Here is a 23580-nt window from a genome sequence, read left to right on the forward strand (position 1 = left end):
CTGAACGACGGGCGGCGTGCCGTTCAGCCCGCCCGCTTGCTCTTGCGCTTGGCGTCCCGCAGCCCCACCCAGAACCTGGCGGCCTCGCGGATGGATTCCTCGACCGGCCTTGGCTCCCAACCGAGTTCACGCTTGGCCTTGCTGCAATCCACCGGCGCCTCGGCGCGCATCAGCCGCAATGAGCCGATCGACAGTAACTCGTCGGTGCCCTTGAACCGCGCCTTGGCGCTGCCCAGTACCGCCATCGCCCACGACATGGCCAGTGGTAGGGCCTTGGTGGGGGCGGGCACGCCCGCAGCGTCGGCGGCGATGCGGACGACGTCGGCGTTGCTGATCATCTTGTCCGAGATCAGGTACCGCTCGCCGACCTTGCCATGCTCGGCCGCGAGCACCAGGGCGCGTGCGGCGTCGTCGATGCCGACGGCCTCCAGTTCGATGCCCGCCATGACGAACGGCAGCTTCCCGAAGGCCGCTCCGACGATGATGGCGCCGTGTGGGGTGCGGCCCCAGTCACCGCTGCCGTAGGTGGTTGACACGCACATCGCGACGGCGGGCAGCCCGTAGTCGCGGGCGTACTCCATCACCAAGTTCTCGGCCTGCACCCGGGAGCGGACGTACGACGTGAGGCCGCGGTCGACGACGACGTCGTCCTCGGTGGCGGTGTGGCCCCGCCGGCGGCCGACGGTGACGTAACTACTGGTGAAGATGAACCGGTGCAGCCCAGCATCTTTCGCGATCTCCAGCACGTTGCGGGTGCCCTCGACGTTGGTGCGGAACAGCGGCGCCGGGTCCTTGAGCCAGCCACGCGTATCGACCACGCAGTAGTAGACGTCGTCGCAGCCGGCCATCGCCTCGCGCAGCACGTCGTCGCTCCAGATGTCGCCGACGAACCTGGTGACGTCGAGGTCGTCGATGCCCATCGTGTTGGCGCCGTCGCGCACCATCACCCGAACATCGTGGCCGCCGTCGACGAGCTGCCGCGCGACGTGCGAACCGAGGTAGCCGTTGGCGCCGATGACGAGCTTGGGGCTCACTTGACTTGCCCCATCTGCTTCATCCACGCCTCGGCCTCGTCGGGCAGCGTGCCGAGCGTGCGCGCCTTCTTGCACCACTTCATCGCCGCGGAGACGAAGCGCAGCGGGTTGTAGACGTCCTCCTGGCGGGACCACAGCCCGTCGCCCGCGTAGGTGACGATCGAGATGTTGGTGGCGCTGATGATGGTGCCGTCACCCGGGTCGCGCATCGGGTTGTCGAGCTCGCAGACGATGCGGCCTCGCGCTTCATCCACGACCGACCACAGCGACGGGAACGACGTCATGTAGCTGCCGGGGAAGGTCTCCATCGTCTGCCATATCCAGGGTCGCACCTGCTCGCGGCCACGCATGGTGCCCGCGGCGTGCTCGACGTACAGCACGTCGTCGGTGTACTGGTCAACCCACGGATCCCAGTTGCGTGTCTGCGCCGCGTCGTCGACCGTCTGCTCGAATTTCGCGAATGCCTCGACTAGCTCGTCGCGGCTGAAGGTGGGTCCCGTCACACCCAGAACTAGAACACGTTCTACCTCGGTTGTCGAGAATCCGCGCGAACCCGGCAAGGGTAGTGTCGATCCCTCCGCGGGAGGAGTCCCTGACGATGGTCCATCTGGGTGATGTCGAGCTAGCGGTGGATATTCGAGGCGTCGGCTCTCCGCTGGTGCTCATTCACGGCTTCGCGGGCGACCGGCACACGTGGGACGGGCTCTGGGAGGCACTGAGCATCGGCCGGCGGGTGGTGCGGTACGACCTGCGAGATTTCGGCGAATCACTGACCGTGGGCGACACGCCCTATCGGCATGCGGATGATCTGAAGCGTCTGCTGGACCGGCTCGGGATCGGTCAATGTGATGTGCTCGGGCTGTCGATGGGAGGCGGCGTTGCCATCGACTTCGCGCTTCGTCACCCGGAGACGGTGGATCGAGTCCTGCTCGTCAGTCCTTCGCTGATGGGCTGGGATTGGTCCGATTCTTGGCGACAGCAGTGGGACGACATTGTCGAACTCGCCAAAGAAGGCAACATGCCAGCAGCGCGCCGCTCCTGGTGGCAACATCCCCTCTTCGAGACCACTCGACGCAATACCGTTACTGCAGAACAACTCTGGAAATCGATCGAAGGCTACTCCGGCCATCACTGGAGCGCGATCGATCGGCAAGAGCTGCTGGCGGTTCCGCATCTCGAACAGCTTCACGAGCTGGCGGCCAAGACCCTGCTTGTTTCTGGCGGCCTGGATCTCCCCGAGTTTCTGCTGATGGCGGATCTGATCGAAGCGACCGTTCCGCATCTCGAACGCTTTGACTACCCGCATGCGGGCCACCTGGTCACCCTGGAGTTCCCTCAGCAACTGGCTTCCGATGTGAACGCGTACCTCGATCGCCGACCCTCATTGCTAACCAAATCATGACGGCGGTCGACGAGGTCCCGAAACGGGAACTAACCAAATGCCACGTGAGGTTGTAGGAGTGCCAACCTTAGGAGGACCAGTGGCAAGGGAGTACAACAAGAATCCGGACGCCGTGGGCGCGCTGTCACCCGAGCAGTACCACGTCACGCAGGAGAGCGGCACCGAGCGCGCGTTCACCGGCGAGTACTGGGACAACCACGAGCCGGGTATCTACGTCGACGTGGTGTCCGGTGAGCCGTTGTTCGCCTCGGTGGACAAGTTCGACAGCGGCACCGGCTGGCCGAGTTTCACCAAGCCCGTCGATCCGGACAACGTGGTGGACAAGCGCGACTTCAGCCACTTGATGCTGCGCACCGAAGTCCGCTCGAAGCACGGCGACAGTCACCTCGGGCACGTGTTCAAGGACGGTCCGCGCGCCGAGGGAGGCTTGCGCTACTGCATCAACTCGGCTTCGCTGAAGTTCATCCATCTCGATGACCTCGAGGCGCAGGGCTACGGAGACTACAAGAAGCTCTTCACGAAGAAGGAGGCTCAGGCATGAGCGACAACAAGACCGCGATCCTGGCAGGCGGCTGCTTCTGGGGCATGCAGGACCTGGTGCGCAGGCAGCCCGGCGTGGTGTCGACGCGGGTCGGCTACACCGGCGGGCAGAATGCGAACGCCACCTACCGCAACCACCCCGGGCACGCTGAGGCGCTCGAGATCGTCTACGACCCAACGCAAACCGACTTCCGCAACCTGCTGGAGTTCTTCTTCCAGATCCACGATCCGACCACCAAGGACCGTCAGGGCAACGACCGCGGAAGCAGCTATCGGTCGGCGATCTTCTTCACCGACGACGAGCAGAAGCGCGTCGCGCTGGACACCATCGCCGACGTGGACGCCTCGGGCCTGTGGCCCGGCAAGGTGGTCACCGAGGTGACGCCGGCCAGTGACTTCTGGCAGGCCGAGCCCGAGCATCAGGACTACCTGCAGAAGTACCCCAGCGGGTACACCTGCCACTTCCCGCGGCCGGGCTGGACGCTGCCCAAGCGCGCCGAGGTTTAACCCAGCGTGGTGGTGCGGCGACGCATCACCACGCGGCCGCCGGCCTTCGGGGTGTAGGCGACACCGCGCGAGTGGATCTTCTCGTCCGGGGCGTCAGTGGTCTCGATGGCGAAGTGGCGCAAGACCGTTCGCAGCACCACGTCCATCTCGACGTTGGCGAAGACCGCGCCGACGCACCGCCGGGTGCCGCCGCCGAACGGCATGAACGACAGCCCGGGACGTTGGCCGAGGAACCGCTGCGGGTCGAAGCGATCCGCATCCGGGAACTCGTCGGTCCGCCCGTGCATCTTGTTGATCGCGACCGTGACCGAGTAACCCTTCGGGATCACCCACTCGCCCAGTTCGAACGTCGGCGCGTAGACGTGGCGGCCCGCGAAGTCGATGACGGTGCGCACGCGCTGGATCTCGAGGATGGCGGCCTGGCGGTACTCGTTGTCATCGGTGGCCGCCTCGGCCTCCAATTTCGTGAGCACCTCGGGATGGCGGGTGACGCGTTCGAACGCCCACGCGAGCGTCGATGCAGTGGTCTCGTGCCCCGCGGCCAGCAGCGTCAACAGTTCGTCGGCGATGTCGCGATTCGACATCGCCGAACCGTCCTCGTAGGTGCTGCGGAGCAGCAGGGCGAGCACGTCGTCGCGAGTCTCGAGCTCGGGGTCGGCCTTCACGTCGGCGATCAGCTGGTCGATGACGGCGTCGTACTCGCGCCGGTACCCGGCCAGCCGGCCCCACGGGCTGAACCGACCGCCGTAGTTGCGCGACGGGGCGGGGAGCACTGCCAGCCGCGATCCGAGCGTCACCCACGGCGGGATGATGCGGCGCAACTCGTCGAGGCGTTCACCGGCGGCACCGAAGACGGCGCGCAGGATGGCGTTCAGCGTGATCCGCATCATCGGCTCCAGCGTCTCGAACTCCTGACCCTGCGGCCAGGCCGCCATCTCGCGCAGCGTCTCCTCCTCGAAGATCCGCTCGTAGTTCTTGATGCTCTTGCCGTGGAACGGCGGCGTGAGCAGGCGGCGACGTCGTTTGTGCTCGGCTCCGTCGAGCGCGAACACCGAACCCGGTCCGAGGACGCGGCTGAGGTTCGGCTGGATGTTGCCGACGTCGTCGGTGTTGGCGGTGAAGAGTTGCTTGGCCAACACCGGATCGGCGATGACGACCGCGCGGCCGAACACCGGCAGGGTCATGGTGAAGACGTCGCCATAGCGGCGCGTCAGGCGCTCGACCGTCCACGTCCGGGACACGGCGTACGCGAACCCCTGGATGAACTTGGGAAGGCGCGGGCCCGGTGGGAGGTTGACCGGCTTCGGCGACGGCGGGGTCGTTGGGGCTTCGGCGATGGTTGCTTCCGTCATGCGGGGCTCCCGTCATCTGGTGGTACTACGGTGTACCACAGGTTAGTACGGTACGGTACCGGTAAGTACCGTGCCCGCGCAAGAGTCTGGAGGAGGCCTCGTGACGACCACGCTCAACGAGTCGACTCAGACGGGCCCGGGGGCCGACGCTTTCCGCGACCGGCTGCTCGAAGGCCTTGCGCAGTCGATCGACGAGCGGGGCTACCGGGACACCACCGTCGCCGACATCGTCCGCCACGCCAAGACCAGCAAGCGCACCTTCTACGACCAGTTCGCCAGCAAGGAAGAGTGCTTCATCGACCTGCTGCGTACCAACAACGAGGACATGATCGCCGGCATCCTGGCCGCCGTCGACCTCGAGGCCGCGCCCCACGGACAGGTCGAGGCCGCACTCACCGCATACATCGATCACATCTCGGCGCGCCCCGCCATCACGTTGAGCTGGATCCGTGAGGCGCCTGCGCTCGGCGAGGCGGCGAGCGCGCTGCATCGGCTCGCGATGGACCACCTGTCCGACATGCTGATCGGAATCAGCGTCAGCCCGGGCTTCCAACATGCTGGGCTGCAACCGATTTCGCGGGAGCTGGCCCTCATCTTGCTCGGCGGACTGCGGGAGCTCACCGCGTCCTACGTCGAGGACGGACGCGACGTGCGGGAGATCGCCGCGTCGTCCGCCGCTGCCACTCGAGCGCTGCTGGGGCTGACGCCCTAACCGAGCATCAGGCGCGCCGACTTCTCCAGCCGCCGCGCGATGTCGGCGTACGACGCGTAGCCCATCCCCGCCCGCACCAACGCGCCCGAGTACAGCATCTCCAGCGATTCGATGACGTCGGGATCGGTGTCGGGCCCAAGCGCCGCGGCCAGCCGCTCGCGGATGTCGCGGCCGATCCGCTGTCGTAGCACTTCCACGTCGGGGTCGCGGCCGAGCAGCGCATTCGTCACGGCGCCGGCGAACTCTGGCTCGTCGGCCATCAGCAACGCGATGTGGTGGAGCACGTCGATCACTCGCGTGGCGCGATCGTCGGACTCGTGCCCGACGGGTGCCGCTGACGCGAGCCGCCGCCAGAACACCTCGGCGACGAGGTGTTCCTTGCTGGAGAAGTAGGTGTACGCGGTGGCCGCACCGACGCCGGCTTCGGCGGCCACGCGACGTACCGTGAGGCCTGCGAAGCCCTCGCGGTTCAGGAGCTCGACCGCGGCCCTTCCGAGGCGATCGACGGTGTCGGCCTGCTTGGCGGTCAGACGGCGCCGAGTCGACTCCAAGGTCGGATCGGACACGTGTCTGGACGCTACTACAACACCCTCCTAGCGGCAACGGTAGGTTAGCCCGCATGAGCTCCACCGACATCGCGTTGCCGCCATCTGCCGCCCGCCTGTTCGCCCTGGCCGAGCAGGTCACCGGATTCATGCCGGCCGACGAGGGACGTGCGCTCTACGACGCGGCCGTGCGCTACCTCGGCGACGGGACCGGCGTCGAGATCGGCACCTACTGCGGCAAGTCGACGGTGCTGCTCGGCGCGGCGGCCCAGCAGACCGGCGGGGTGGTCTACACGATCGACCACCATCACGGATCCGAGGAACACCAGCCGGGGTGGGAGTACCACGACACGTCCATGGTGGATCCCGTCACCGGCTTGTTCGACACGTTGCCGACGCTGCGGCACACGCTCGACGCGGCGGGCGTGGACGAGCACGTCGTCGCCGTGGTGGGCCGCTCGACGCTGGTTGCCAAGTCGTGGCGAACTCCGTTGCGGTTCTTGTTTATTGACGGCGGCCACACCGAGGAGGCGGCACAGCGCGACTTCACTGGCTGGGCCAAGTGGGTGGCCGTCGGCGGCGGGCTCGTCATCCACGACGTCTTCCCCAACCCCGACGAGGGCGGCCAGGCGCCGTTCCACATCTACCGCCGCGCGTTGGACTCCGGTGAGTTCACCGAGGTGTCGGCGACGGGCACGTTGCGCGTGCTGGAGCGGGTGGCACCGGCCGCCTAATCCGCCGAACGACGATTACCGCCACGCATTTTCCCGATATTGCGTCACAAAACCCGGCACTCGGCGAGCCGTCCATCCACAGCCTGGAGTTCATCCACTGCGGGGGTACCGGTACGGCCCTGATGTGCCTAGGTCGTCGCACGCGCGCGGTGCCGTGGACGCATGGCAAATATTGGCGAACCCTTCATCGGAACCGAAGCCGTCGCAGCTGGCAGGTTCACCCGCCGCACTCTGGCGAGCAGGAACACCCTCATCTACCGCAACGTCTACCTGCCTACGGAGGGCGAGCTCACTCCGGCCAAACGCGCGGTCGCTGCATGGCTCTGGTCGGACCGCACGGCGACAGTGGCTGGTCGCTCCGCCGCCGCGCTACTCGGTAGCGGGTGGATCGAGGATGACGAGCCCGCCGAACTCACTCGAACCCGCGAGAGCACCAGCGACATAGTGATTCACCGCGACCGGCTTCGTGACGACGAAGTGTGCGAGGTGCGTGGCATACCAACGACGTCACCCGCCCGCACGGCATTCGATCTCGGCCGCCGACCGCGGCTCCGGAGAGCGGTTGCACAAGTCGATGCACTCGCCAATGCCACCGGTGTGACTGCGCCGCAAGTGAACTCAGTGCTGCGCCAGCACAAGGGCGCACGCGGAATCGTACAACTCCGCACCGTCGTCGACCTAATGGACGGCGGCGCGGAGTCACCTCAGGAGACGCACACGCGGCTGGTTCTCATCGATGCGGGCATGAAGCGTCCGGTGACGCAGATCAAGGAACGCAATCGCTGGGGTCACGTCTTCGCCCGGATCGACATGGGATGGCCCGAGTTCAAAGTCGGAGTTGAGTACGACGGTCCGCAGCACTGGATCGATCCGTTGCGGCGCTCCCGCGACATCGACCGCAATGCCGAACTGGCGGCTCTGGGCTGGATTCTCATCCGAGTGAATGCCGAGATCCTCTATCAACGACCGTGGATCATCGTCGAGCGATCGGTCGCGGCGCTACGCGAACGGGGTTGCCCATGGCTGGCGAGTGTTCGTTTCTGCCACGCTTCTTACGAAAAAGCGTGGCGGTAATCGGCGTTCGCGCGGTTGAGGGCTAGCGTTCGCTGGCCGCGCAGGCGCAGTCGAACTCACCCTCGAGACCGCGCGGCAGGTCGGCCCCGCGGAAGATGCCGCTGCCCGCTGTCGTCGACGTCAGCGCGTCCGCGGCCAGGATCATCGCCGCACCCGTCCAGGTGGTGCGTTCCTCGGGCCAGCGCTTGCCGTCGGCGAACACCAGTCCGGTCCAATAGGATCCGTCGTGCTCGCGCAGGTGGTGCATAGCGGCGAACTGCTCGTGGGCGCGGGCCGAGTCCCCAATCGCATCGAGTGACATGACCAGCTCGCACGTCTCGGCGCCGGTGACCCACGGCCGGTGGTCGACGCAGCGAATGCCCAAGCCCGGCACCACGAACTGGTCCCAGCGGGCATCGATGCGCGCCTTGGCCGCTGGGCCGCGCAGTGCGCCGGTGAGCACCGGGTAGTACCACTCCATTGCGTGGGAGTCCTTGGTGTTGAACGCTTCTGGATGCTCGGCGATGACGTGGCCGAGCTGACCGACGGCCACCTCCCACTCGGGCTGCGGTTCGTCGACGTAGTTCGCCAGGGCCAGCGCGCAGCGGATGCTGTGGTAGATGCTCGCGCACCCGGTCAGCAGTGCGTCCTGAACGATGCCTGCATCGCTTCTGGCCCAGGCGATCTCGCCGCCGGTCAGTTGCATCGTCAGTACGAAGTCGACGGCCCTGCTGACCACGGGCCACATGGTTTCCGCGAAGCCCCGGTCCTGCGTGACGAGCACGTGGTGCCACACGCCGGTCGCAACGTACGCACAGAAGTTGCTGTCGCTGTTGGCATCCTCGACCACGCCGTTGCGCAGCTGGATCGGCCACGAACCGTCGGCTCGTTGCGTCCTACGGCACCAGTCGAATCCGGCTCTGGCCTGCTCCCATAGCCCGCCGACCGTCAGCGCCATCGCGTTCTCGACGTGGTCCCATGGGTCGGTGTGCCCGCCGACGAACCAGGGCAGCGCGCCGGACGACTCCTGAGTGGCGGCAATGGATTCCGCGGTCTGGCGGCACTGCGCAGGCGTCAGCACACCTGGTACACCGGGTGGCTCAGGCCGTCGCACCACTCACACCACCGGCTTGCTGAAGTACAGTGCGACGCTCTTGCCGATGAGCGGGTTCAGCACCGCTTCGGCGTTTCGGGTCAGCCACGGCCGCGACATCATGTCCCACACCAGCAACTTGTGGTAGGCCGTCACGGCGGGATGCTTCGGCTTGTCAACGCCCACGGCGCATTTCAGCCACCAGAACGGCGAGTGCAGGGCGTGCGCGTGGTGACTGTGGTCGAACGTCAAGCCTCGGGCAGCGACCTTCGCGTGCAGCGCGTCGGCGTGGTAGATGCGGATGTGACCACCCTCGTTGGCGTGGTACTCGTCGGACAGCATCCAACAGATCTTCTCCGGCAACCATCGCGGAACCGTGACCGCCAGCCGGCCGCCGGGCTTGAGCACCCGGACGAGCTCGTCGATGGCCCGGTCGTCCTCCGGAACGTGCTCGAGGATCTCCGAGGCGATGACGCAGTCGAACGAACCGTCGGCATAGGGCAGGTCCAACGCGTCGCCTTTGACGGCCTCCGCCTTGGCCGAGGAGGGCGCTTCGCCTTGGGCCTGCATGGCCTGGAGGATGGCGTCGACGTCATTGAGGTCTTCGACGCTCTGGTCGAATGCGACGACGTCGGCTCCCCGCCGGAACGCCTCGAAGGAATGCCTGCCCGCGCCGCACCCGACGTCGATGACGGAGCTACCCGGGCCGACGCCCAGCTGGTCGAAGTCGACGGTCAGCACGTAGTGGTCCTGTTCTGCACTCGTTCGCAGGCACGTTCGTAGACCGAAACGGTCTGCGCGGCCACGGATTCCCAACTGAATACGTCCACCGCGCGGCGGCGGCCCGCGGCTCCGAGCCGACGCAGCTCCAGCGGCGAGTCGAGCAGTTCGCCCAGCACCCGGGTCAGTTCGTCGACGTCGCCGGGATGGACGAGGCGCGCGCACTCGCCGTCGACCCCAACCACCTCGGGAAGCGCCCCGGCGCGGCTTGCGACGATGGGCGTGCCGCTGGCCATCGCCTCAACGGCGGGCAGCGAAAAGCCTTCGTACAGTGAGGGAATGCAGGCCACTTCGGCCGACGACAGCAGAGCGGCGAGCTCGGCGTCAGTGAGCCCGCTGGAACTGTGCACGATGTCGGAGATACCCAATTCCGCGATCAGCTTCTCGGTGGGCCCGTTGGGCTCCAGCTTCGAGACCAGCTGCAGCTCGAGGTCGCGTTCGACGCGCAGCCGCGCAACGGCGTGCAGCAGGTGACTGACGCCCTTGAGCGGAACGTCGGCGCTGGCGATCGCGACGATGCGGTTGCGCACCCGATGCTCGGCGGGCTTGAACAGTTCGGTGTCGACGCCGAGGGGCACGACGTGCAGTTGTTCGGGCGACACCGCGAAGTCCTCGACGATGTCCTTCGCTGACGTGGACGACACCGTCAGCAGTTCGGGAAGCTCTCGCGCCACCTGCTTCTGCATCTCGGCAAAGCCATACCATCTGCGTACCAACGGCTTTCGCCACCACTTGGCTGCGGCGACGTCGAGCACCCGGTCGCGGGTGATCGGGTGGTGGACGGTGGCGACCACCGGCAGGCCGAGCTCCGCGATGTCCAGCAGCCCGGTGCCGAGGCTCTGGTTGTCGTGCACGACGTCGAACTCGTCACGGCGCGCGGCGAGGATGCGCGCCATGCGCAGGCAGAACGTCTTCGGCTCCGGGAAGGCCGACGTCCACGTGGCGAGCAGTTCGAGCACGTCGATGCGATCGTGCAGCTCGCTGGGACGCGGGATGCGGAACGGGTCGGGTTCGCGGTAGAGGTCCAGGCTCGGCACCTCGGTGAGCCTCACCCTCGGGTCGAGGCCGTCGGGGTATGGCGGTCCGGAGAACACCTCGACGTCGTGACCAAGCTCGACGAGACCCCGGCTCAGGTGGCGAACGTAGACGCCTTGCCCACCACAATGCGTCTTGCTTCGGTACGACAGCAGGGCAATGCGCATGGTCAATTCACCGCGGCCAGAGTCAGTAAAAGGGCTCTGGACATGTGTCCAGACTATAGTTTGACTGCCTATGCTCCGCAATCCGGCCGTCCCTGTCTGACTACCACAGCCAGCTCCAAGGTGTCCGGACCAGCGGGCGCTCAGGCCGGCGGGAACCCGCCCGTGGCCACCGGGCCCCAGCGGGTCGGCGTGACCCTGATCAGGCACTTTCCCTGATCGACCATGGCCTGGCGGTACTCGGCCCAGTCCGGATGTTCGCCGGCGATCGCGCGGTAATAGTCGACCAACGGCTCGACGGCAGCGGGCAGCGCGACGACCTCCGCGTCACCGTCGATCTGCACGTACGGACCGTTGAACTCGTCGGAGAGCACCGTCACGCTGGCCCGCGGGTCACGCCGCACGTTGGCCGACTTGGCGCGCTTCGGGTAGGTGGCGATGACGAGCCGTCCGGCCTCGTCGACGCCGCCGGTGACCGGTGAACTCTGCAGGGAGCCGTCCGCGCGGAAGGTCGTCAGCACCATGCGGTGGCGCGGCCGTACGAAGTCCAGGAGCTCGGCGAGTCCGACGACGTCGGCGGTGGCGATCTTTCGGGGCATCGCTTCAGCCTATCGACGCCGCAACGTCCATGCCGGAATCCAATGCGTCACCGACTTTCGCTGTGCGCCATAGGCGATTTCGTACGTCACCCACCCCCACCAGAAGCCCTGTTCGCACAGCCCCCAGCAGCTCAGCGTGCCCTCGACGACGGAATGCATCTGCAACCCAGCGGGGTGGTAGCCGCCCGCCCGGTGCGGTTCGCGGGGAAACACGGCCGCGAGGTCGATGAGCACGGCGACCGGCGGATCGACGCGGCGGAAGGCCTGCGGCATGGGCTGGCCGTGATGGCCGATCGACTTGAGCTCACCCATTTATCGATCATATGTTCGAATGATGTCAACGACTCTCGAAACTGATCCCCAGATACCGTCAAGGAATGCTTGACGAATCGATGTATGTCAACTCATCATTGACGCATGTCCGGTTCGTTCACTGAGACTGGTCAGCAGCTTCACCGCCAGCTCGGCCAGATCCTCGCTGCCCCGGTTCTGCGTGGCGAGAACGATCCGCTCGGGTTGGTGCGCGCAGCGCACGAGGTTCGGGACGGGGCCGAGGCGTTGCTGACCGCGGCCGTGCAGCAGGCACGAGAGGCGGGCCGAACGTGGCAGGAGATCGGCGAGGTGCTCGGTGTATCTCGTCAGGCCGTTTTTCAGCGTTATGGAAAGCCGATTGATCCGCGAACTGGAGGAGTCATGAACACCACTGCACTTCCTGGGGCCGACGAGCTGGCCAGGACGGTCATCGATGATCTCGCTCATGCCCGGTGGGCTGATGTCAGCGCGCGCTTCGATGCCACGATGCGCGACGGGCTTACCGACGAAGGGCTTGCCGAGGCATGGGCTCACATCGTGGGGTTGGCTGGGGCCTACGAGGGCCACGGAGACACTGACGCCGTGCGCGCCGGCGACTTCACCACTACCAACACGCCCTTGAGCTTCGAGGCTGGCGATTTCGTCGCTCGCATCACCTTCCGTGACGATCGAACGCTAGCCGGCCTGTACATCCTTAATCCCGATGTGGCCGGCGGTGCTGGTGGATCGGCCGCCACGTGAATCAGTAAGCCGCCCAAGCATGATCGTGATCGGCGGGCCGCTGCGCCAGTTCTCTGGCGCGAGCGGTGACGGCGTCGTCTGGTACCGCCCCCAGCCCCGGGTTCCCCCATGTCAGCGATCCCGTCCACGGCATCACCTCTCGTAGCTCCGCGCCCAACTCTAGTTACGAACGGTCGCGTTCTACGCTGGATCGTGTACCTGCCGCCGAAGTTCGCGCCGTCCGAGGACGAGACCGCTGCCGCACTGGCCCGCGCGGGTTTCGCCCAGCTGGTCACCCACACGCCGTCCGGTCTGATGGTCACGCCGCTACCACTGCTGTACGACCGTGACCGCCATGCGCTGCTGGGGCACGTGGCCCGACCGAACCCGCACTGGCAAGCGGGCGGCCACGAGTCCGTCGCCATCTTCACCGGTGCCCAGGCGTACGTCTCACCGAACCTCTACGCCACCAAGGTCGAGACGGGCAAGGTCGTCCCCACGTGGAACTACGAGGTGCTCAACGCATATGGGCGACTCGTGGTCCACGACGACGTGGACTGGGTGCGCGAACTCGTCACGCGGCTGACCGACCACCACGAGGCTGATCGGGCCACGGCATGGCGGGTGACCGACGCTCCGGAGACCTTCGTTCGGGGCCAACTCAACGCGATCGTCGGACTCGAACTGCCCATCGAACGCGTCGAGGCGAAGGCGAAGATGTCGCAGAACCAGCCCGCCCGGAACCGGGCCGGGGTGGTCGCCGGGCTGGCCGCCGGTTCACCGACGGATCAGGCGGTGGCCGAGCGGGTCGCGGCGCTAGACCCGGAACGGGGCAACACGAAGGCGAACGGGCGCGGATAACCCAGGTTCGTCAGCCGGGCCTGCCGGATCGCCGCGAGGTCGACGGTCCGCACCTGGCCCGACGACGGCTCGTAGCACCGCACGCGCGTTCCATCCCGCCCGACCAACAGCGCCCAGTGCCGCGGGACGACGTTGCCGAGCAGCATCGCCACCGGCCAGTCCGCGTCGACCGCGGCCAGCACGTCGGCGAGCCCGTCGCGCCGGCCCCACCACAGCCGCCAGCGGTACCGCACGCCGTAACGCGCACTGTGCGCGCTGATCGCCCTGGCGATGCCCATCGGCGTCGTGCCGTACCGGCGCGGCCAGATCCGGTTGACGCTGAGGTGGATTCGGCCCTGCTCTCCGGCGAACCACGCCCGACCCGCCGCGCCGACGGTGTGCTCGTCGCGGCCGACGAGCTTGCGTCGGTAGGCGGGGTCGAGCAGCGCGCCCGCGACCACGGCGACGGCGGGACCGCAGGAGACGCCGTCGCGCTGCGTCAGGTGCATCGCCGCGAGCTTCACCCCTCAAGGCTAAGACGGGCACCGACCGGCTATGGGAAACCGTCAACTTTCCCGGGTCCGGCGTAAGGATTCCGTTTGGATGGTGGGCTGAACGCGCCCGCGGAGGTGAACTCGACCAATGAGCGAGTTTGTGCAGCTGCTGTCGATGCTGGCGATCCCAACGGCGCTGCTGTTGGCGTGCCGCTACGTCAATCGTCGTGGCGAGGCCTACCGCCCCGAGCAGTAGTAGCTCCGGCCGCGAGGTGCCTAGGATTTCGGCATGCGCCTCGCGATCCGAAGCCGGTTCGCGCGGCTGTTCACCGGACTGTGTGTCGTCGCCATCACGCTGGCCGCGCCGGCACTGGCCGATCCGAACGCGCTGTGGATCATCACTCACGACAAGTGCGTGCCAGATCAGGAACGGCGCGACGACCCCGCCCCGTGCGCGCTCGTCGACCTCGCCGGTGGTGAGCGCGGCGGCTATGTCGTGCTGAAGGATCTGGTCGGCGCAACGCAATTCCTCCTGATCCCCACTGACCGGATCGACGGCATCGAGAGTCCGGAGTTGCTCGAACCGGGCGCGCCCAACTACTTCGCGGCGGCGTGGCGCGCCCGCAGCTTCGTCGAGCAGCGCGCAGGCACCTCCATCCCGCGCGACTGGATGAGCCTGGCCATCAACTCCGCCGTGGCCCGCTCCCAGAACCAGCTTCACATCCACGTCGACTGCGTGCGTGCGGACGTACGGGAAGCGTTGTTGCGCAACGTCAACGGCCTCGGACCGACCTGGACTCCGTTTCCGGAGCCGCTGGCCGGACACGACTATCTGGCCACCGTCGTAGCCGGCGACGACCTCGACGGCGTCGACCCGTTCGTGATGCTGGCCGACGGTGTCGTCGGCGCGAAGGCCGACATGGGCGCCGAGACACTGGTGGTGGTGGGCGCGTACCTCGCCGACGGCCGGCCGGGTTTCGTGCTGCTGTCGGACCGCGCCGATCCCGCGGCGGGTGTGGAAGCCGGCGGCGAGGAACTGCAGAACCACGACGCATGCCCGCCGCCGAGAGGCCAGTGGAGCAAATGACGACGCCATGATTCTGGCGCCTTGATGGTCCGTTAGCCCAGGTAATTACCCGGTACCCCTGGTTTCACCTAGCGGATTCTGGCAACATTACCGACCAGTAAGAATGGTTGCTCCACTCACCGGATGGGAATGAGCAGGCAATGACGACGGAGTCCCTTGCAGCGGCCAACGAGGGTGGCGGCGCCGCGCTCGACCAGGTAATCGGCATGTCGGCCGTCGCAGCGGTGGTGTCCCTCGCGCTGCTGTGGATCGGCTACCTCCACCGCCAACGCCGCATCACGTGGCTGAAGAACCTGGCGGAACGGTTGGGCACCAAGTTCAAGCGCCCGCCGTGGGTGGCACTGCAGGTGTTCCTGTTCACCGCGACGATCATCGCGGCGCTGTTCGGCTTCATCTGGGACGTCAGCCTGCACATCGGCAAGGGCCGCGACCCCGGTCCGCTGGCCAACCCCGCCCACTACTTCATCCTGTTCGGGCTCTTCCTGCTCTTCATCGCGGGCACCCTCGCGATCGTCCAGCCCTACGACAAGCCAGGTCCCGCCGCGATACGCATCACCCGCACCTGGTTCGCGCCGGTCGGCGGTGTGCTGATGGCGCTGTGCGGGCTGTACGCGCTCATCGGATTCCCGCTCGACGACATCTGGCACCGCATCTTCGGCCAGGACGTCACGCTTTGGGGCCCAACGCATCTCATGCTGATCGGCGGTGCAGGACTGTCGCTCATCTCCGTGCTGCTGCTGGAGTACGAGGGCAGACGGGTCATGCCCCCGGGAGACCAGACGGACGACACCTGGTACCTGAAGCTGTTGCGCTACTTGTCGTTCGGCGGCCTGTTCATCGGGCTGTCGGTGTTCCAGATCGAGTACGACTTCGGCGTCGAGCAGTTCCGGTTGGTGCAGCAGCCCATGATGATCGCCGCCGCCGCGGCGCTTGCCGCAGTGGCCGCCCGCATGGTGCTCGGCCGTGGTGCCGCGCTCATCGCCGCCGCGCTGGCGGTCGTGCTACGCGGTGCCGTGTCGCTGGTCGTCGGCCCGGTATTCGGTGGTCCGACAAGCTGGTTCGCGCTCTATCTCGGCCCGGCGCTGGTGGTCGAACTCATCGCCCTGACGCCGCTGTTGAAGAAGCCGATCCTCTTCGGCGCGGTCGCCGGGCTCGGCGTCGGCACCGTCGGCCTCTGGCTCGAGTCGTTCTGGATCGACGCGGTCTACCACTACCCGTGGCCGACGAGCATGTGGCCGGAGGCGCTGGCCATGTCGGTGCCAGTCGCGGTCGGGATGGGTGTCTGCGGCGCATTGCTCGGCATGGTGCTCACCGGGCAACGGCTGCCGCGGTCCGCGCTCGGCATCACGGCCGTCGTCGTCACCGTGCTGGTCATCGGCGGCGCGGTCGCCAACGGGCTACGTACCGAGGTGCCCGCGAACGCCAACGCCACGATCACGTTGATGGACCTGTCCAGCGACGCGGGCAAGCGCATGGTCTCGGCGGACGTGCGGATCGCCCCAAGCGACCTGATCAGCTCCGACCCCGAGTGGGTCACGATCCTGGCCTGGCAGGGTGGCCTGGCCAACGACCGCGGGCTGGCCATCGACAAGCTGGAGAAGGTCGGTGAGGGCCATTACCGCTCGACGCAGCCGATCCCGGTGTGGGGTTCGTGGAAGACGTTGCTGCGCGTGCAGGACGGCAACACCATGGCCGGCGTTCCGATCTTCCTACCCGCCGACCCCGGCATCGGTGCCGTCGAGACGCCCGCCCTGGCGTCGAGCACCCGGCCGTTCGTCGGTGAGCTCACCATCCTTCAGCGCGAGCGCAACCAGAACCACCCGTCGTGGTTGTTCACCGTCGCCGCACTGGTGGTGTTGGCCTGCACGCTGGTGCTCATCGCCGCGCTGACGTGGGGCGCCGGGCGGATCAACGCCCGCGATACGTTCACCGACGCCGAGGTAACGCCTGGGCCCAAGGAACCGGTGCCGCACGCCTGATGACGGTCGAAAACCTCGCCGATCACACGCTGCTGCTGGCGCTGCCCGCGTTCGCGCCCGCGGTGGTGGTGGTCGGCGTGGTCGTCTACGTGGCGATGCGGGATCGGCGCAGACCCGATGACGACGAGGCCGCCGCCGACCTCGGAGACGAGCCTCACAGTGAGCGCCCAGGCGCTGCCGACCAAGATGGAACCCCGTGACCACTTCGCCCCTTTCCCGGACACTGCTCACCCTGGCCGCGACCGCGCTGATCGTCGCGGGCTGCGGCGGATCCACCGGCACCGAGACGTCCAGCTCCACAGCGAGCGGGTCGAGCAGCCCCAGCGGGCCGCCGGCATCCACCGCCGCGCCGCAGCTCACCGACGATCAGTCGCCACCGACCCGACTGGTCGTCGACGTCACGATCAAGGGTGGTGAGGTGACGCCGACCAACGAGCCGCTGCAGGGCGCGGTCGGCGAGCCCATCGTCATCCGGGTCAACAGCGATGCCGCCGACCAGTTGCACGTGCACTCCAACCCGGAGCACACGTTCACCGTGGAGCCCAAGAACGGGCAGCAGTTCCAGTTCACCGTCGACGTGCCCGGCAAGGTCGACGTCGAACTCCACGAACTGAAGAAGACGGTCGCCACCATCACGGTGCAGTGACGGTTCTCGCCCACGGGTTGGGCGGGTCGGCCGATCTTCCGATCCCGTACACCTACGCGCTGATCGGCGCAGCGTGGGCGTTGACGTTCACGTTCGCCGTCGTCGCGCTCGCCTGGCGGCGGCCGCGATTCGACCCGGCCAAGCCGGGTCGCCCACTGCCCCAATGGGTTACGTCGGCGGTGGACGCGCCTGCGACGCGGTGGGCGGCGGCGATCGCGGGGCTGCTGTTCGCGGGCTGGGTGACGTTGGCGGCGGTGTTCGGCCCGCAGGACGGCGCCAACCCGCTGCTCGGCGTGTTCTACGTGCTGCTGTGGGTGGGGCTGGTGGCGGTGTCGCTGGCGATCGGGCCGGTGTGGCGCGCGGTGTCGCCGGTTCGCACCGTGTACCGGTTGCTGCCGCCGTCCCGCCGACCGCCGCCGACGGCGTATCCCGCGGGTTGGGGGTACTGGCCCGCGGCGTTGGGCCTGTTCGCGTTCGTCTGGCTCGAACTAGCCAGCCCCGATCCGGGTTCCCTTGCAGCGGTGAAGATTTGGCTGCTGCTGTACCTGGCGGTGACGCTGGCTGGCGTGCTTGTGTTCGGGACGCGCTGGCCGGCCAACGCCGATCCGTTCGAGGTGTACGGGGTGGTCGCATCGCGGCTGTCACCGCTGCGCCGAAACGCGGATGGCCGTGTCGCGCTGGGCAACCCGTTCGACCACCTACCCTCGATGCCGGTACGCCCAGGCACGTTGGCGGTGCTCGCGGTGCTACTGGGGTCGACGGCGTTCGACAGCTTCTCCGCGATGCCGCAGTGGCGCAACTTCGTCGACGCGCACAGCGATTCCCTCCCCGCGGGCGCAGTGCTGATCCGCAGCGCCGGGCTGCTGGTGTTCGCGGCGGCGGTGGGCGCGACGTTCTGGCTGGCCGCACGCGCCACCGGCGGCGTGACGCGGCAGCAGCGGCGGGCCTTGCCGGGGCAGATGGCGCACTCGCTGATCCCGATCGTCATCGGCTACGTGTTCGCCCACTATGTGACGTATCTCGTCGAGCGTGGACAGCAGACGGTGATCGGGCTGCTCGGGCTCCGCGACGTCGAGGTGAATTACGTACTGTCCCTTCATCCGTCGGTGTTGGCGACGCTGAAGGTCTGCTTCGTGGTGGCCGGGCACATCGCCGGCGTGATCGCCGCGCACGACCGGGCGCTGTGGCTGCTGCCAAAGGGCCATCAGGTGACGGGCCAGCTGGCCATGATGCTGGTGATGGTCGGCTACACGTTCACCGGGTTGTACCTGCTCTTCGGCGGCTAGGGTTGGACCCATGCGGGCGCTGATCGTCGTCGACGTACAACGGGACTTCTGCGAGGGCGGGTCGCTGGCCGTCGACGGCGGCGCCGAAGTCGCGCAGAAGATCACCGACCTGCTGATCGAGCACGACTACGACCACGTCGTCGCGACCAAGGACTACCACATCGACCCGGGCGACCACTTCTCCGACGACCCCGACTACCGGGACTCCTGGCCGCCGCACTGCGTCGTCGGAACCTCAGGCGAGGACTTCCACCCCGGGTTCAACCCGGTGCTCGCCGAAGCCGTCTTCCACAAGGGCCACTACTCCGCGGCCTACAGCGGTTTCGAGGGTGCCCACTCCGATGACGGCACCTCGCTGGCCGAGTGGTTGCGGGAACGCGGCGTCGACGAGGTCGACGTGGTGGGCATCGCCACCGACTACTGCGTGAAGGCCACCGCGGCCGACGCGGTCGCGGCCGGCTTCGCCACCCGGGTGCTGCTCGACCTGACCGCAGGTGTGTCACCGGCAACCACGGCCGACGCCGTCGAGTCGCTGCGCGCCGCGGGCGTCGCCATCGTCTAGCGGGTTGGGTCGACGGGGCGCCCAGTCCACTCCGGCGGGCGCTTGGCGAGGAACGCCCGCACCCCCTCCTTCGCGTCGTCGTGTCCCATGAGCGCGAGGTGGATGTTCGTCTCCCGCTGCCCCACGGCGGCGCGGTCCAGCTCGAACGAGTCCCACAGCAGCCGCTTGCTCGCCGCCACCGACATGGGGGCGGTGTTGGTGGCGATGTCGGCGGCCAGCTCGAGCGCGGCGGGCAGCACCTCGTCGGCGGGCAGCACCCGGCTGCCGAGGCCAAGCGCGACCGCGCGGTGGCCGTCGAACGTCGCCCCGGTCAGCAGGACTTCCGCCGCGTTCGCGATGCCGACGAGCCGGGGCAGTACCCAGTGCGAGTAGGCGTCGCCGACGACGCCGCGGCGGACCTGCACCACGCCGTAGCGGGCGTCGGCCGCGAAGAACCTCACGTCGCACTGCAGCGCCAGCGTCAGCCCCAGACCAAGGGCGTGCCCGTTGATCGCGGCGATCACCGGCTTGCTCAGCGACCACGCGGGCACGTCGAGGCCCGCCGCGCTGAACCCCGGCCCCGGGGCGTCGAACGTCGCATCGCCCGCGGCCAGATCGGCGCCGGCACAGAACGCCGGAGGCGTGCCGGTCAGCACGATCACCCGGACCGCGTCGTCGCCGTCGCACCTGGTGTAGGCGTCGGCCAATTCCTCCCGCATGCCGTCGCCGATCGCGTTGCGCTGGGCGGGCCGGTTCAGCGTGAGAGTGGCCACACCGGCCTCAACGCGAGTTTGCAACGTGCGGTAAACGGGCAGTTCAGCGTGTGTGTTCAACCGGCTCAGCTCCTGTCGCAGCGGTTCGCCCGCCAAGGTCTCGCCCCTCGGAACACCGTAAGGTCACCTTGGTCGACAAGGCGAAATTGCCAGACGAAAGGTGCATCTTGACTTCAGGCGCGCAGGCCACCCCCAAGGCTCCCGAACAGGAGATCTGGCGCGGCAAGGCCTACCCGCTGGGCGCGACCTACGACGGGTCGGGGACAAATTTCACGCTGTTCAGTGAGGTCGCCGAACGCGTCGAACTGTGCCTGTTCGACGCCGACGGCGCCGAGACGCGAATCGTCCTTCCCGAGGTCGACGGCTTCATCTGGCACGGCTTCGTGCCGGGCATCGAGCCCGGCCAGCGCTACGGCTTCCGCGTAGCCGGACCCTACGATCCCGCGACCGGTCACCGGTGCAACCCCAACAAGCTGCTGCTGGACCCCTACGCCAAGGCCATCGACGGAACCTTCGAGTGGAACCAGTCGCTGTTCGGCTACACCTTCGGCGACCCGGACAGCCGCAATGACGACGACTCAGCCGCCGCGATGCCCAAGTCGGTGGTGATCAACCCGTTCTTCGACTGGGGCACCGACCGGCCGCCGAACCACGAGTACGCCGACACCGTCATCTACGAGGCTCACATCAAGGGGCTCACCGCGACGCATCCGGACATCCCCGAGTCGATCCGCGGCACCTACGCCGCGGTTGCCCACCCGGCGATCATCGATCATCTGAAGGCGTTGGGCGTCAACGCAATCGAGCTGATGCCGATCCACCACTTCGCGAACGACGCCACCCTGATCGAGAAGAAGCTGTCGAACTACTGGGGCTACAACACGATCGGGTTCTTCGCGCCGGACCACAAATACGGCAGCAGCGCCACGCCGGGTGGGCAGGTGCAGGAGTTCAAGGCCATGGTGCGGACGCTGCACGACGCGGACATCGAGGTGATCCTCGACGTCGTCTACAACCACACCGCCGAGGGCAACCACATGGGTCCGACACTGTCGATGCGCGGGATCGACAACGCCGCGTACTACCGGCTCGTCGACGACGACAAGCGCTACTACACGGACTACACGGGAACGGGCAACAGCCTCAACGTCGGACACCCGCACTCGCTGCAGCTGATCATGGACTCGCTGCGCTACTGGGTGACCGAGATGCACGTCGACGGGTTCCGCTTCGACCTGGCGTCCACGCTGGCCCGTGAGTTCTACGACGTCGACAAGCTATCGACGTTCTTCGAACTGGTGCAACAGGATCCGACGGTCAGTCAGGTCAAGCTGATCGCCGAACCGTGGGACGTCGGGCCTGGCGGGTACCAGGTTGGCAACTTCCCGCCCCAGTGGACCGAGTGGAACGGCAAGTACCGCGACACGGTCCGCGACTTCTGGCGCGGCGAGCCCGCGACGCTCGACGAGTTCGCCTACCGCCTGACCGGTTCGGCCGACCTGTACGAGCACACCGCGCGGCGGCCGGTGGCGTCGATCAACTTCGTCGTCGCCCATGACGGGTTCACGCTGCGGGACCTGGTGTCCTACAACGACAAGCACAACGAAGCCAACGGCGAGGGCAACAACGACGGCGAGAGCCACAACCGGTCGTGGAACTGCGGCGTGGAGGGGCCGACCGACGACGCCGAGATCACCGCGCTGCGCGCGCGTCAGGAACGCAACTTCCTGACCACTCTGCTGCTGTCCCAAGGTGTTCCGATGATCGGCCACGGCGACGAGCTCGGCCGGACGCAGGGCGGCAACAACAACGGCTACTGCCAGGACAACGCGGTCACCTGGGTCGACTGGGCGGCCGCCGACACCGAACTACTCGAGTTCACGAAGTCGGTGTCGGCGCTACGCGCGGCGCACCCGGTATTCCGGCGACGTCGCTTCTTCAGCGGCAAGCCCGTGGGCAGACGCGGCCAGGAAGGCCTCCCGGACATCACCTGGTTCACTCCAGAAGGCACCGAGATGACCGGTGAGGACTGGGGATCGAGCTTCGCCAAGTCGGTCACGGCCTACCTCAACGGGCAAGGCATCCCCGACCGAGACGCACGCGGGCAACGGGTGACGGACGACTCGTTCGTGCTGTGCTTCAACGCACACTACGAACCGATCGAGTTCTTGATGCCCCCAACCGAGTTCGGCTCCAAGTGGCAGACGGTGCTGCGCACCGACGGAGCGGACGAGACGACCGTGGCCGCCGCGACGGCTCTGACCGTCGAGGCCCGCACGGTCATCGTGCTGCAAGCGGTCGACAAGCCCGCCTGATCACTCGACGACGTCGTAGAACGATCCGCCGTCCTCCGGCGTCCCGTCGATCTGGCCGCGGTCGCGGCCGTGGTGGGTCGGGTCGATCCGATCGAGTTGGTCGCCGCTCATCAAGACGAGTCCGCCACCTTCGCCCGAATCGTGGGAATCCATCGACACCGGATCCTCGGGCGTGACGTCGGGGACTTCGTCGGCCAGCCGCTCGGCGAGCGACTCGTGCTCTTCGGCCTCGATCCATCGCTCCGGAGGGTCGACCACCTCGTCGCCGTCGTCGTTGCGCACCTGTTCGGAGTCGAGGCTCTCGGACTTGTCCAACAGCCCTTCGGTTTCCTCACCGCTCATGCCGCCATGTTGCCCGACTCAGGGCGGGGAACATACCGCGACATCTAAATTGGCCTGGTGAAGTGGGCAGAGCGGGTGGCGGGCCACGTCAACGGTGAGACGGTGGTGACGGCGGCATTGTTCCAGCGGCGTGGGTCGGGCAGGGTCGGCGACGAGGGCGGCATGCCGTCGGGCGCCGCGTCGGAGTTGGAGGCGCCGGGCTTTCCGTCGAACACGATCTTCGCGGTGACCGACGCCGGAATGCTCTACGCGTTTCACAAGAACCCGGACGACGGGCTCATCGGGCGCTGGCCGCTCGCGGAGGTCGGCGCGCGGCTCGAGGAACGGGAGTCCAACTGGAACCACCTCGAGATCGTCGGCTCTTGGGAACTCCTGCTGACGTTCCCGAGTGGGCGTTCGGGCGCCTTCGAGAGCTCCAAGCGCGACGAGGACTGCAAGGCCACCTGCCGGGCCATCGCGGCGGGCGCAGGCGAGCTGACGCGCAACCTGCCCAAGCCCCGCTCCCTCGATCCCAACTTCACCGACTGGGATCCCGACGACATCGACACCTGGGACGAGCGCATCGTCATGGTGGCCGACGAGGCGGACTTCCTCGAGTGGCAGCGCGAGTGGCTTGAAGAGACCGGCCGCAGTTAGCGATTTCGGCGCGCTTTCGCCCGCTCACAGTCCGCGAGCGCGCCCAAATCGCGAGATGC

At 67.4% G+C, this 23580-nt stretch carries 28 protein-coding genes; 16 read left to right on the top strand and 12 right to left on the bottom strand.

The genetic code is table 11. The features are described from left to right. Positions 1 to 23: 23 nt before the first annotated feature. Both SLQ33_RS05030 and SLQ33_RS05035 read right to left on the bottom strand, forming a co-directional pair. Complete coding sequence (locus SLQ33_RS05030) at positions 24 to 1034, bottom strand: NAD-dependent epimerase/dehydratase family protein (protein WP_319452701.1); 1011 nt, start codon at positions 1032 to 1034, stop codon at positions 24 to 26. After that, positions 1031 to 1537, bottom strand: a complete 507-nt coding sequence (locus SLQ33_RS05035) for a nuclear transport factor 2 family protein (protein WP_319452702.1) — start codon at positions 1535 to 1537, stop codon at positions 1031 to 1033. Before SLQ33_RS05035 ends, SLQ33_RS05030 begins: the two co-directional genes overlap by 4 nt. A 95-nt stretch (positions 1538 to 1632) precedes the next feature. Between SLQ33_RS05035 and SLQ33_RS05040 the strand changes: the two genes are divergently transcribed. The 3 genes from SLQ33_RS05040 to msrA all read left to right on the top strand — a co-directional run bounded on the left by SLQ33_RS05040 (position 1633) and on the right by msrA (position 3483). After that, entirely contained in the window at positions 1633 to 2436 is an 804-nt protein-coding gene (locus SLQ33_RS05040) for an alpha/beta hydrolase (RefSeq protein WP_319452703.1), read from the top strand. A gap of 79 nt (positions 2437 to 2515) precedes the next feature. Next, positions 2516 to 2977, top strand: a complete 462-nt coding sequence (gene msrB / locus SLQ33_RS05045; protein WP_319452704.1) for a peptide-methionine (R)-S-oxide reductase MsrB — start codon at positions 2516 to 2518, stop codon at positions 2975 to 2977. Further along, positions 2974 to 3483 (top strand): peptide-methionine (S)-S-oxide reductase MsrA, encoded by a 510-nt coding sequence (gene msrA, locus SLQ33_RS05050; protein WP_319452705.1) that lies wholly within the window; start codon positions 2974 to 2976, stop codon positions 3481 to 3483. Before msrB ends, msrA begins: the two co-directional genes overlap by 4 nt. Here msrA and SLQ33_RS05055 read toward each other — a convergent pair. After that, positions 3480 to 4835, bottom strand: a complete 1356-nt coding sequence (locus SLQ33_RS05055) for a cytochrome P450 (protein WP_319452706.1) — start codon at positions 4833 to 4835, stop codon at positions 3480 to 3482. The genes msrA and SLQ33_RS05055 overlap by 4 nt on opposite strands. A 100-nt stretch (positions 4836 to 4935) precedes the next feature. On the opposite strand from SLQ33_RS05055, the gene SLQ33_RS05060 reads away from it, so the two are divergent. Then, positions 4936 to 5547, top strand: a complete 612-nt coding sequence (locus SLQ33_RS05060; protein WP_319452707.1) for a helix-turn-helix domain-containing protein — start codon at positions 4936 to 4938, stop codon at positions 5545 to 5547. Here SLQ33_RS05060 and SLQ33_RS05065 read toward each other — a convergent pair. Continuing rightward, a complete protein-coding gene (locus SLQ33_RS05065) occupies positions 5544 to 6113 on the bottom strand; it encodes a TetR family transcriptional regulator (RefSeq protein WP_319452708.1) in 570 nt (189 codons plus the stop codon). The two genes, SLQ33_RS05060 and SLQ33_RS05065, sit on opposite strands and share 4 nt — an antisense overlap. Before the next feature lie 53 nt (positions 6114 to 6166). Between SLQ33_RS05065 and SLQ33_RS05070 the strand changes: the two genes are divergently transcribed. Together SLQ33_RS05070 and SLQ33_RS05075 are read left to right on the top strand one after the other, a co-directional pair. After that, positions 6167 to 6826: a class I SAM-dependent methyltransferase gene (locus tag SLQ33_RS05070; RefSeq protein ID WP_319452709.1), complete on the top strand. Its 660-nt coding sequence runs from the start codon at positions 6167 to 6169 to the stop codon at positions 6824 to 6826. A gap of 162 nt (positions 6827 to 6988) precedes the next feature. Continuing rightward, positions 6989 to 7900, top strand: coding sequence for a hypothetical protein (locus SLQ33_RS05075; RefSeq protein ID WP_319452710.1), 912 nt, complete (start codon positions 6989 to 6991; stop codon positions 7898 to 7900). Between the two features lie 22 nt (positions 7901 to 7922). On the opposite strand, the gene SLQ33_RS05080 is transcribed toward SLQ33_RS05075, so the two are convergent. From SLQ33_RS05080 to SLQ33_RS05100, 5 genes are all read right to left on the bottom strand, one after another. Then, a complete protein-coding gene (locus tag SLQ33_RS05080) occupies positions 7923 to 8993 on the bottom strand; it encodes a prenyltransferase (RefSeq protein WP_319452711.1) in 1071 nt (356 codons plus the stop codon). A 3-nt stretch (positions 8994 to 8996) separates the two neighbouring features. Further along, positions 8997 to 9713: a class I SAM-dependent methyltransferase gene (locus SLQ33_RS05085; RefSeq protein WP_319452712.1), complete on the bottom strand. Its 717-nt coding sequence runs from the start codon at positions 9711 to 9713 to the stop codon at positions 8997 to 8999. Further along, positions 9707 to 10954 carry a glycosyltransferase family 4 protein gene (locus SLQ33_RS05090; protein WP_319452713.1) on the bottom strand — a complete coding sequence of 416 codons (1248 nt, stop codon included), beginning with the start codon at positions 10952 to 10954 and terminating at the stop codon, positions 9707 to 9709. The genes SLQ33_RS05085 and SLQ33_RS05090 overlap by 7 nt, the downstream gene beginning before the upstream one ends. Before the next feature lie 140 nt (positions 10955 to 11094). Continuing rightward, positions 11095 to 11550, bottom strand: coding sequence for a PPOX class F420-dependent oxidoreductase (locus SLQ33_RS05095; RefSeq protein ID WP_319452714.1), 456 nt, complete (start codon positions 11548 to 11550; stop codon positions 11095 to 11097). A gap of 9 nt (positions 11551 to 11559) precedes the next feature. Beyond that, positions 11560 to 11862 (bottom strand): hypothetical protein, encoded by a 303-nt coding sequence (locus tag SLQ33_RS05100; protein ID WP_319452715.1) that lies wholly within the window; start codon positions 11860 to 11862, stop codon positions 11560 to 11562. 105 nt (positions 11863 to 11967) lie between these two features. Between SLQ33_RS05100 and SLQ33_RS05105 the strand changes: the two genes are divergently transcribed. After that, positions 11968 to 12603: a DUF3887 domain-containing protein gene (locus SLQ33_RS05105; protein ID WP_319452716.1), complete on the top strand. Its 636-nt coding sequence runs from the start codon at positions 11968 to 11970 to the stop codon at positions 12601 to 12603. 192 nt (positions 12604 to 12795) lie between these two features. Next, complete coding sequence (locus SLQ33_RS05110) at positions 12796 to 13443, top strand: FMN-binding negative transcriptional regulator (protein ID WP_319452717.1); 648 nt, start codon at positions 12796 to 12798, stop codon at positions 13441 to 13443. Here SLQ33_RS05110 and SLQ33_RS05115 read toward each other — a convergent pair. After that, complete coding sequence (locus SLQ33_RS05115) at positions 13371 to 13946, bottom strand: hypothetical protein (protein WP_319452718.1); 576 nt, start codon at positions 13944 to 13946, stop codon at positions 13371 to 13373. The two genes, SLQ33_RS05110 and SLQ33_RS05115, sit on opposite strands and share 73 nt — an antisense overlap. Positions 13947 to 14205: 259 nt before the next feature. Here SLQ33_RS05115 and SLQ33_RS05120 point away from each other — a divergent pair, with 259 nt between their 5' ends. The 6 genes from SLQ33_RS05120 to SLQ33_RS05145 all read left to right on the top strand — a co-directional run bounded on the left by SLQ33_RS05120 (position 14206) and on the right by SLQ33_RS05145 (position 19476). After that, positions 14206 to 15003 (top strand): CDP-diacylglycerol diphosphatase, encoded by a 798-nt coding sequence (locus SLQ33_RS05120; RefSeq protein ID WP_319452719.1) that lies wholly within the window; start codon positions 14206 to 14208, stop codon positions 15001 to 15003. 140 nt (positions 15004 to 15143) lie between these two features. Beyond that, on the top strand, positions 15144 to 16982 hold the full coding sequence (locus SLQ33_RS05125) for a hypothetical protein (RefSeq protein ID WP_319452720.1): 1839 nt from the start codon (positions 15144 to 15146) through the stop codon (positions 16980 to 16982). Then, a complete protein-coding gene (locus tag SLQ33_RS05130; RefSeq protein WP_319452721.1) occupies positions 16982 to 17182 on the top strand; it encodes a hypothetical protein in 201 nt (66 codons plus the stop codon). Before SLQ33_RS05125 ends, SLQ33_RS05130 begins: the two co-directional genes overlap by 1 nt. Continuing rightward, positions 17179 to 17628 (top strand): hypothetical protein, encoded by a 450-nt coding sequence (locus SLQ33_RS05135; RefSeq protein WP_319452722.1) that lies wholly within the window; start codon positions 17179 to 17181, stop codon positions 17626 to 17628. The genes SLQ33_RS05130 and SLQ33_RS05135 overlap by 4 nt, the downstream gene beginning before the upstream one ends. Beyond that, positions 17625 to 18914, top strand: coding sequence for a hypothetical protein (locus SLQ33_RS05140; protein ID WP_319452723.1), 1290 nt, complete (start codon positions 17625 to 17627; stop codon positions 18912 to 18914). The genes SLQ33_RS05135 and SLQ33_RS05140 overlap by 4 nt, the downstream gene beginning before the upstream one ends. Positions 18915 to 18924: 10 nt before the next feature. After that, the gene (locus SLQ33_RS05145) at positions 18925 to 19476 is read left to right on the top strand and encodes an isochorismatase family protein (RefSeq protein WP_319452724.1); all 552 of its coding nucleotides are present in this window, start codon (positions 18925 to 18927) and stop codon (positions 19474 to 19476) included. Here the strand turns inward: SLQ33_RS05145 and SLQ33_RS05150 are convergent. Beyond that, positions 19473 to 20228, bottom strand: coding sequence for an enoyl-CoA hydratase/isomerase family protein (locus SLQ33_RS05150; protein WP_413467583.1), 756 nt, complete (start codon positions 20226 to 20228; stop codon positions 19473 to 19475). The two genes, SLQ33_RS05145 and SLQ33_RS05150, sit on opposite strands and share 4 nt — an antisense overlap. Positions 20229 to 20395: 167 nt before the next feature. On the opposite strand from SLQ33_RS05150, the gene glgX reads away from it, so the two are divergent. Further along, entirely contained in the window at positions 20396 to 22543 is a 2148-nt protein-coding gene (gene glgX, locus SLQ33_RS05155) for a glycogen debranching protein GlgX (protein WP_319452726.1), read from the top strand. Here glgX and SLQ33_RS05160 read toward each other — a convergent pair whose 3' ends face one another. Further along, positions 22544 to 22885: a hypothetical protein gene (locus tag SLQ33_RS05160; protein WP_319452727.1), complete on the bottom strand. Its 342-nt coding sequence runs from the start codon at positions 22883 to 22885 to the stop codon at positions 22544 to 22546. A 57-nt stretch (positions 22886 to 22942) separates the two neighbouring features. On the opposite strand from SLQ33_RS05160, the gene SLQ33_RS05165 reads away from it, so the two are divergent. Then, positions 22943 to 23521 carry a hypothetical protein gene (locus SLQ33_RS05165; protein ID WP_319452728.1) on the top strand — a complete coding sequence of 193 codons (579 nt, stop codon included), beginning with the start codon at positions 22943 to 22945 and terminating at the stop codon, positions 23519 to 23521. Positions 23522 to 23580: the final 59 nt, after the last annotated feature.

This window comes from Mycobacterium sp. RTGN6, assembly GCF_033804605.1.
GTDB lineage: Bacteria > Actinomycetota > Actinomycetes > Mycobacteriales > Mycobacteriaceae > Mycobacterium.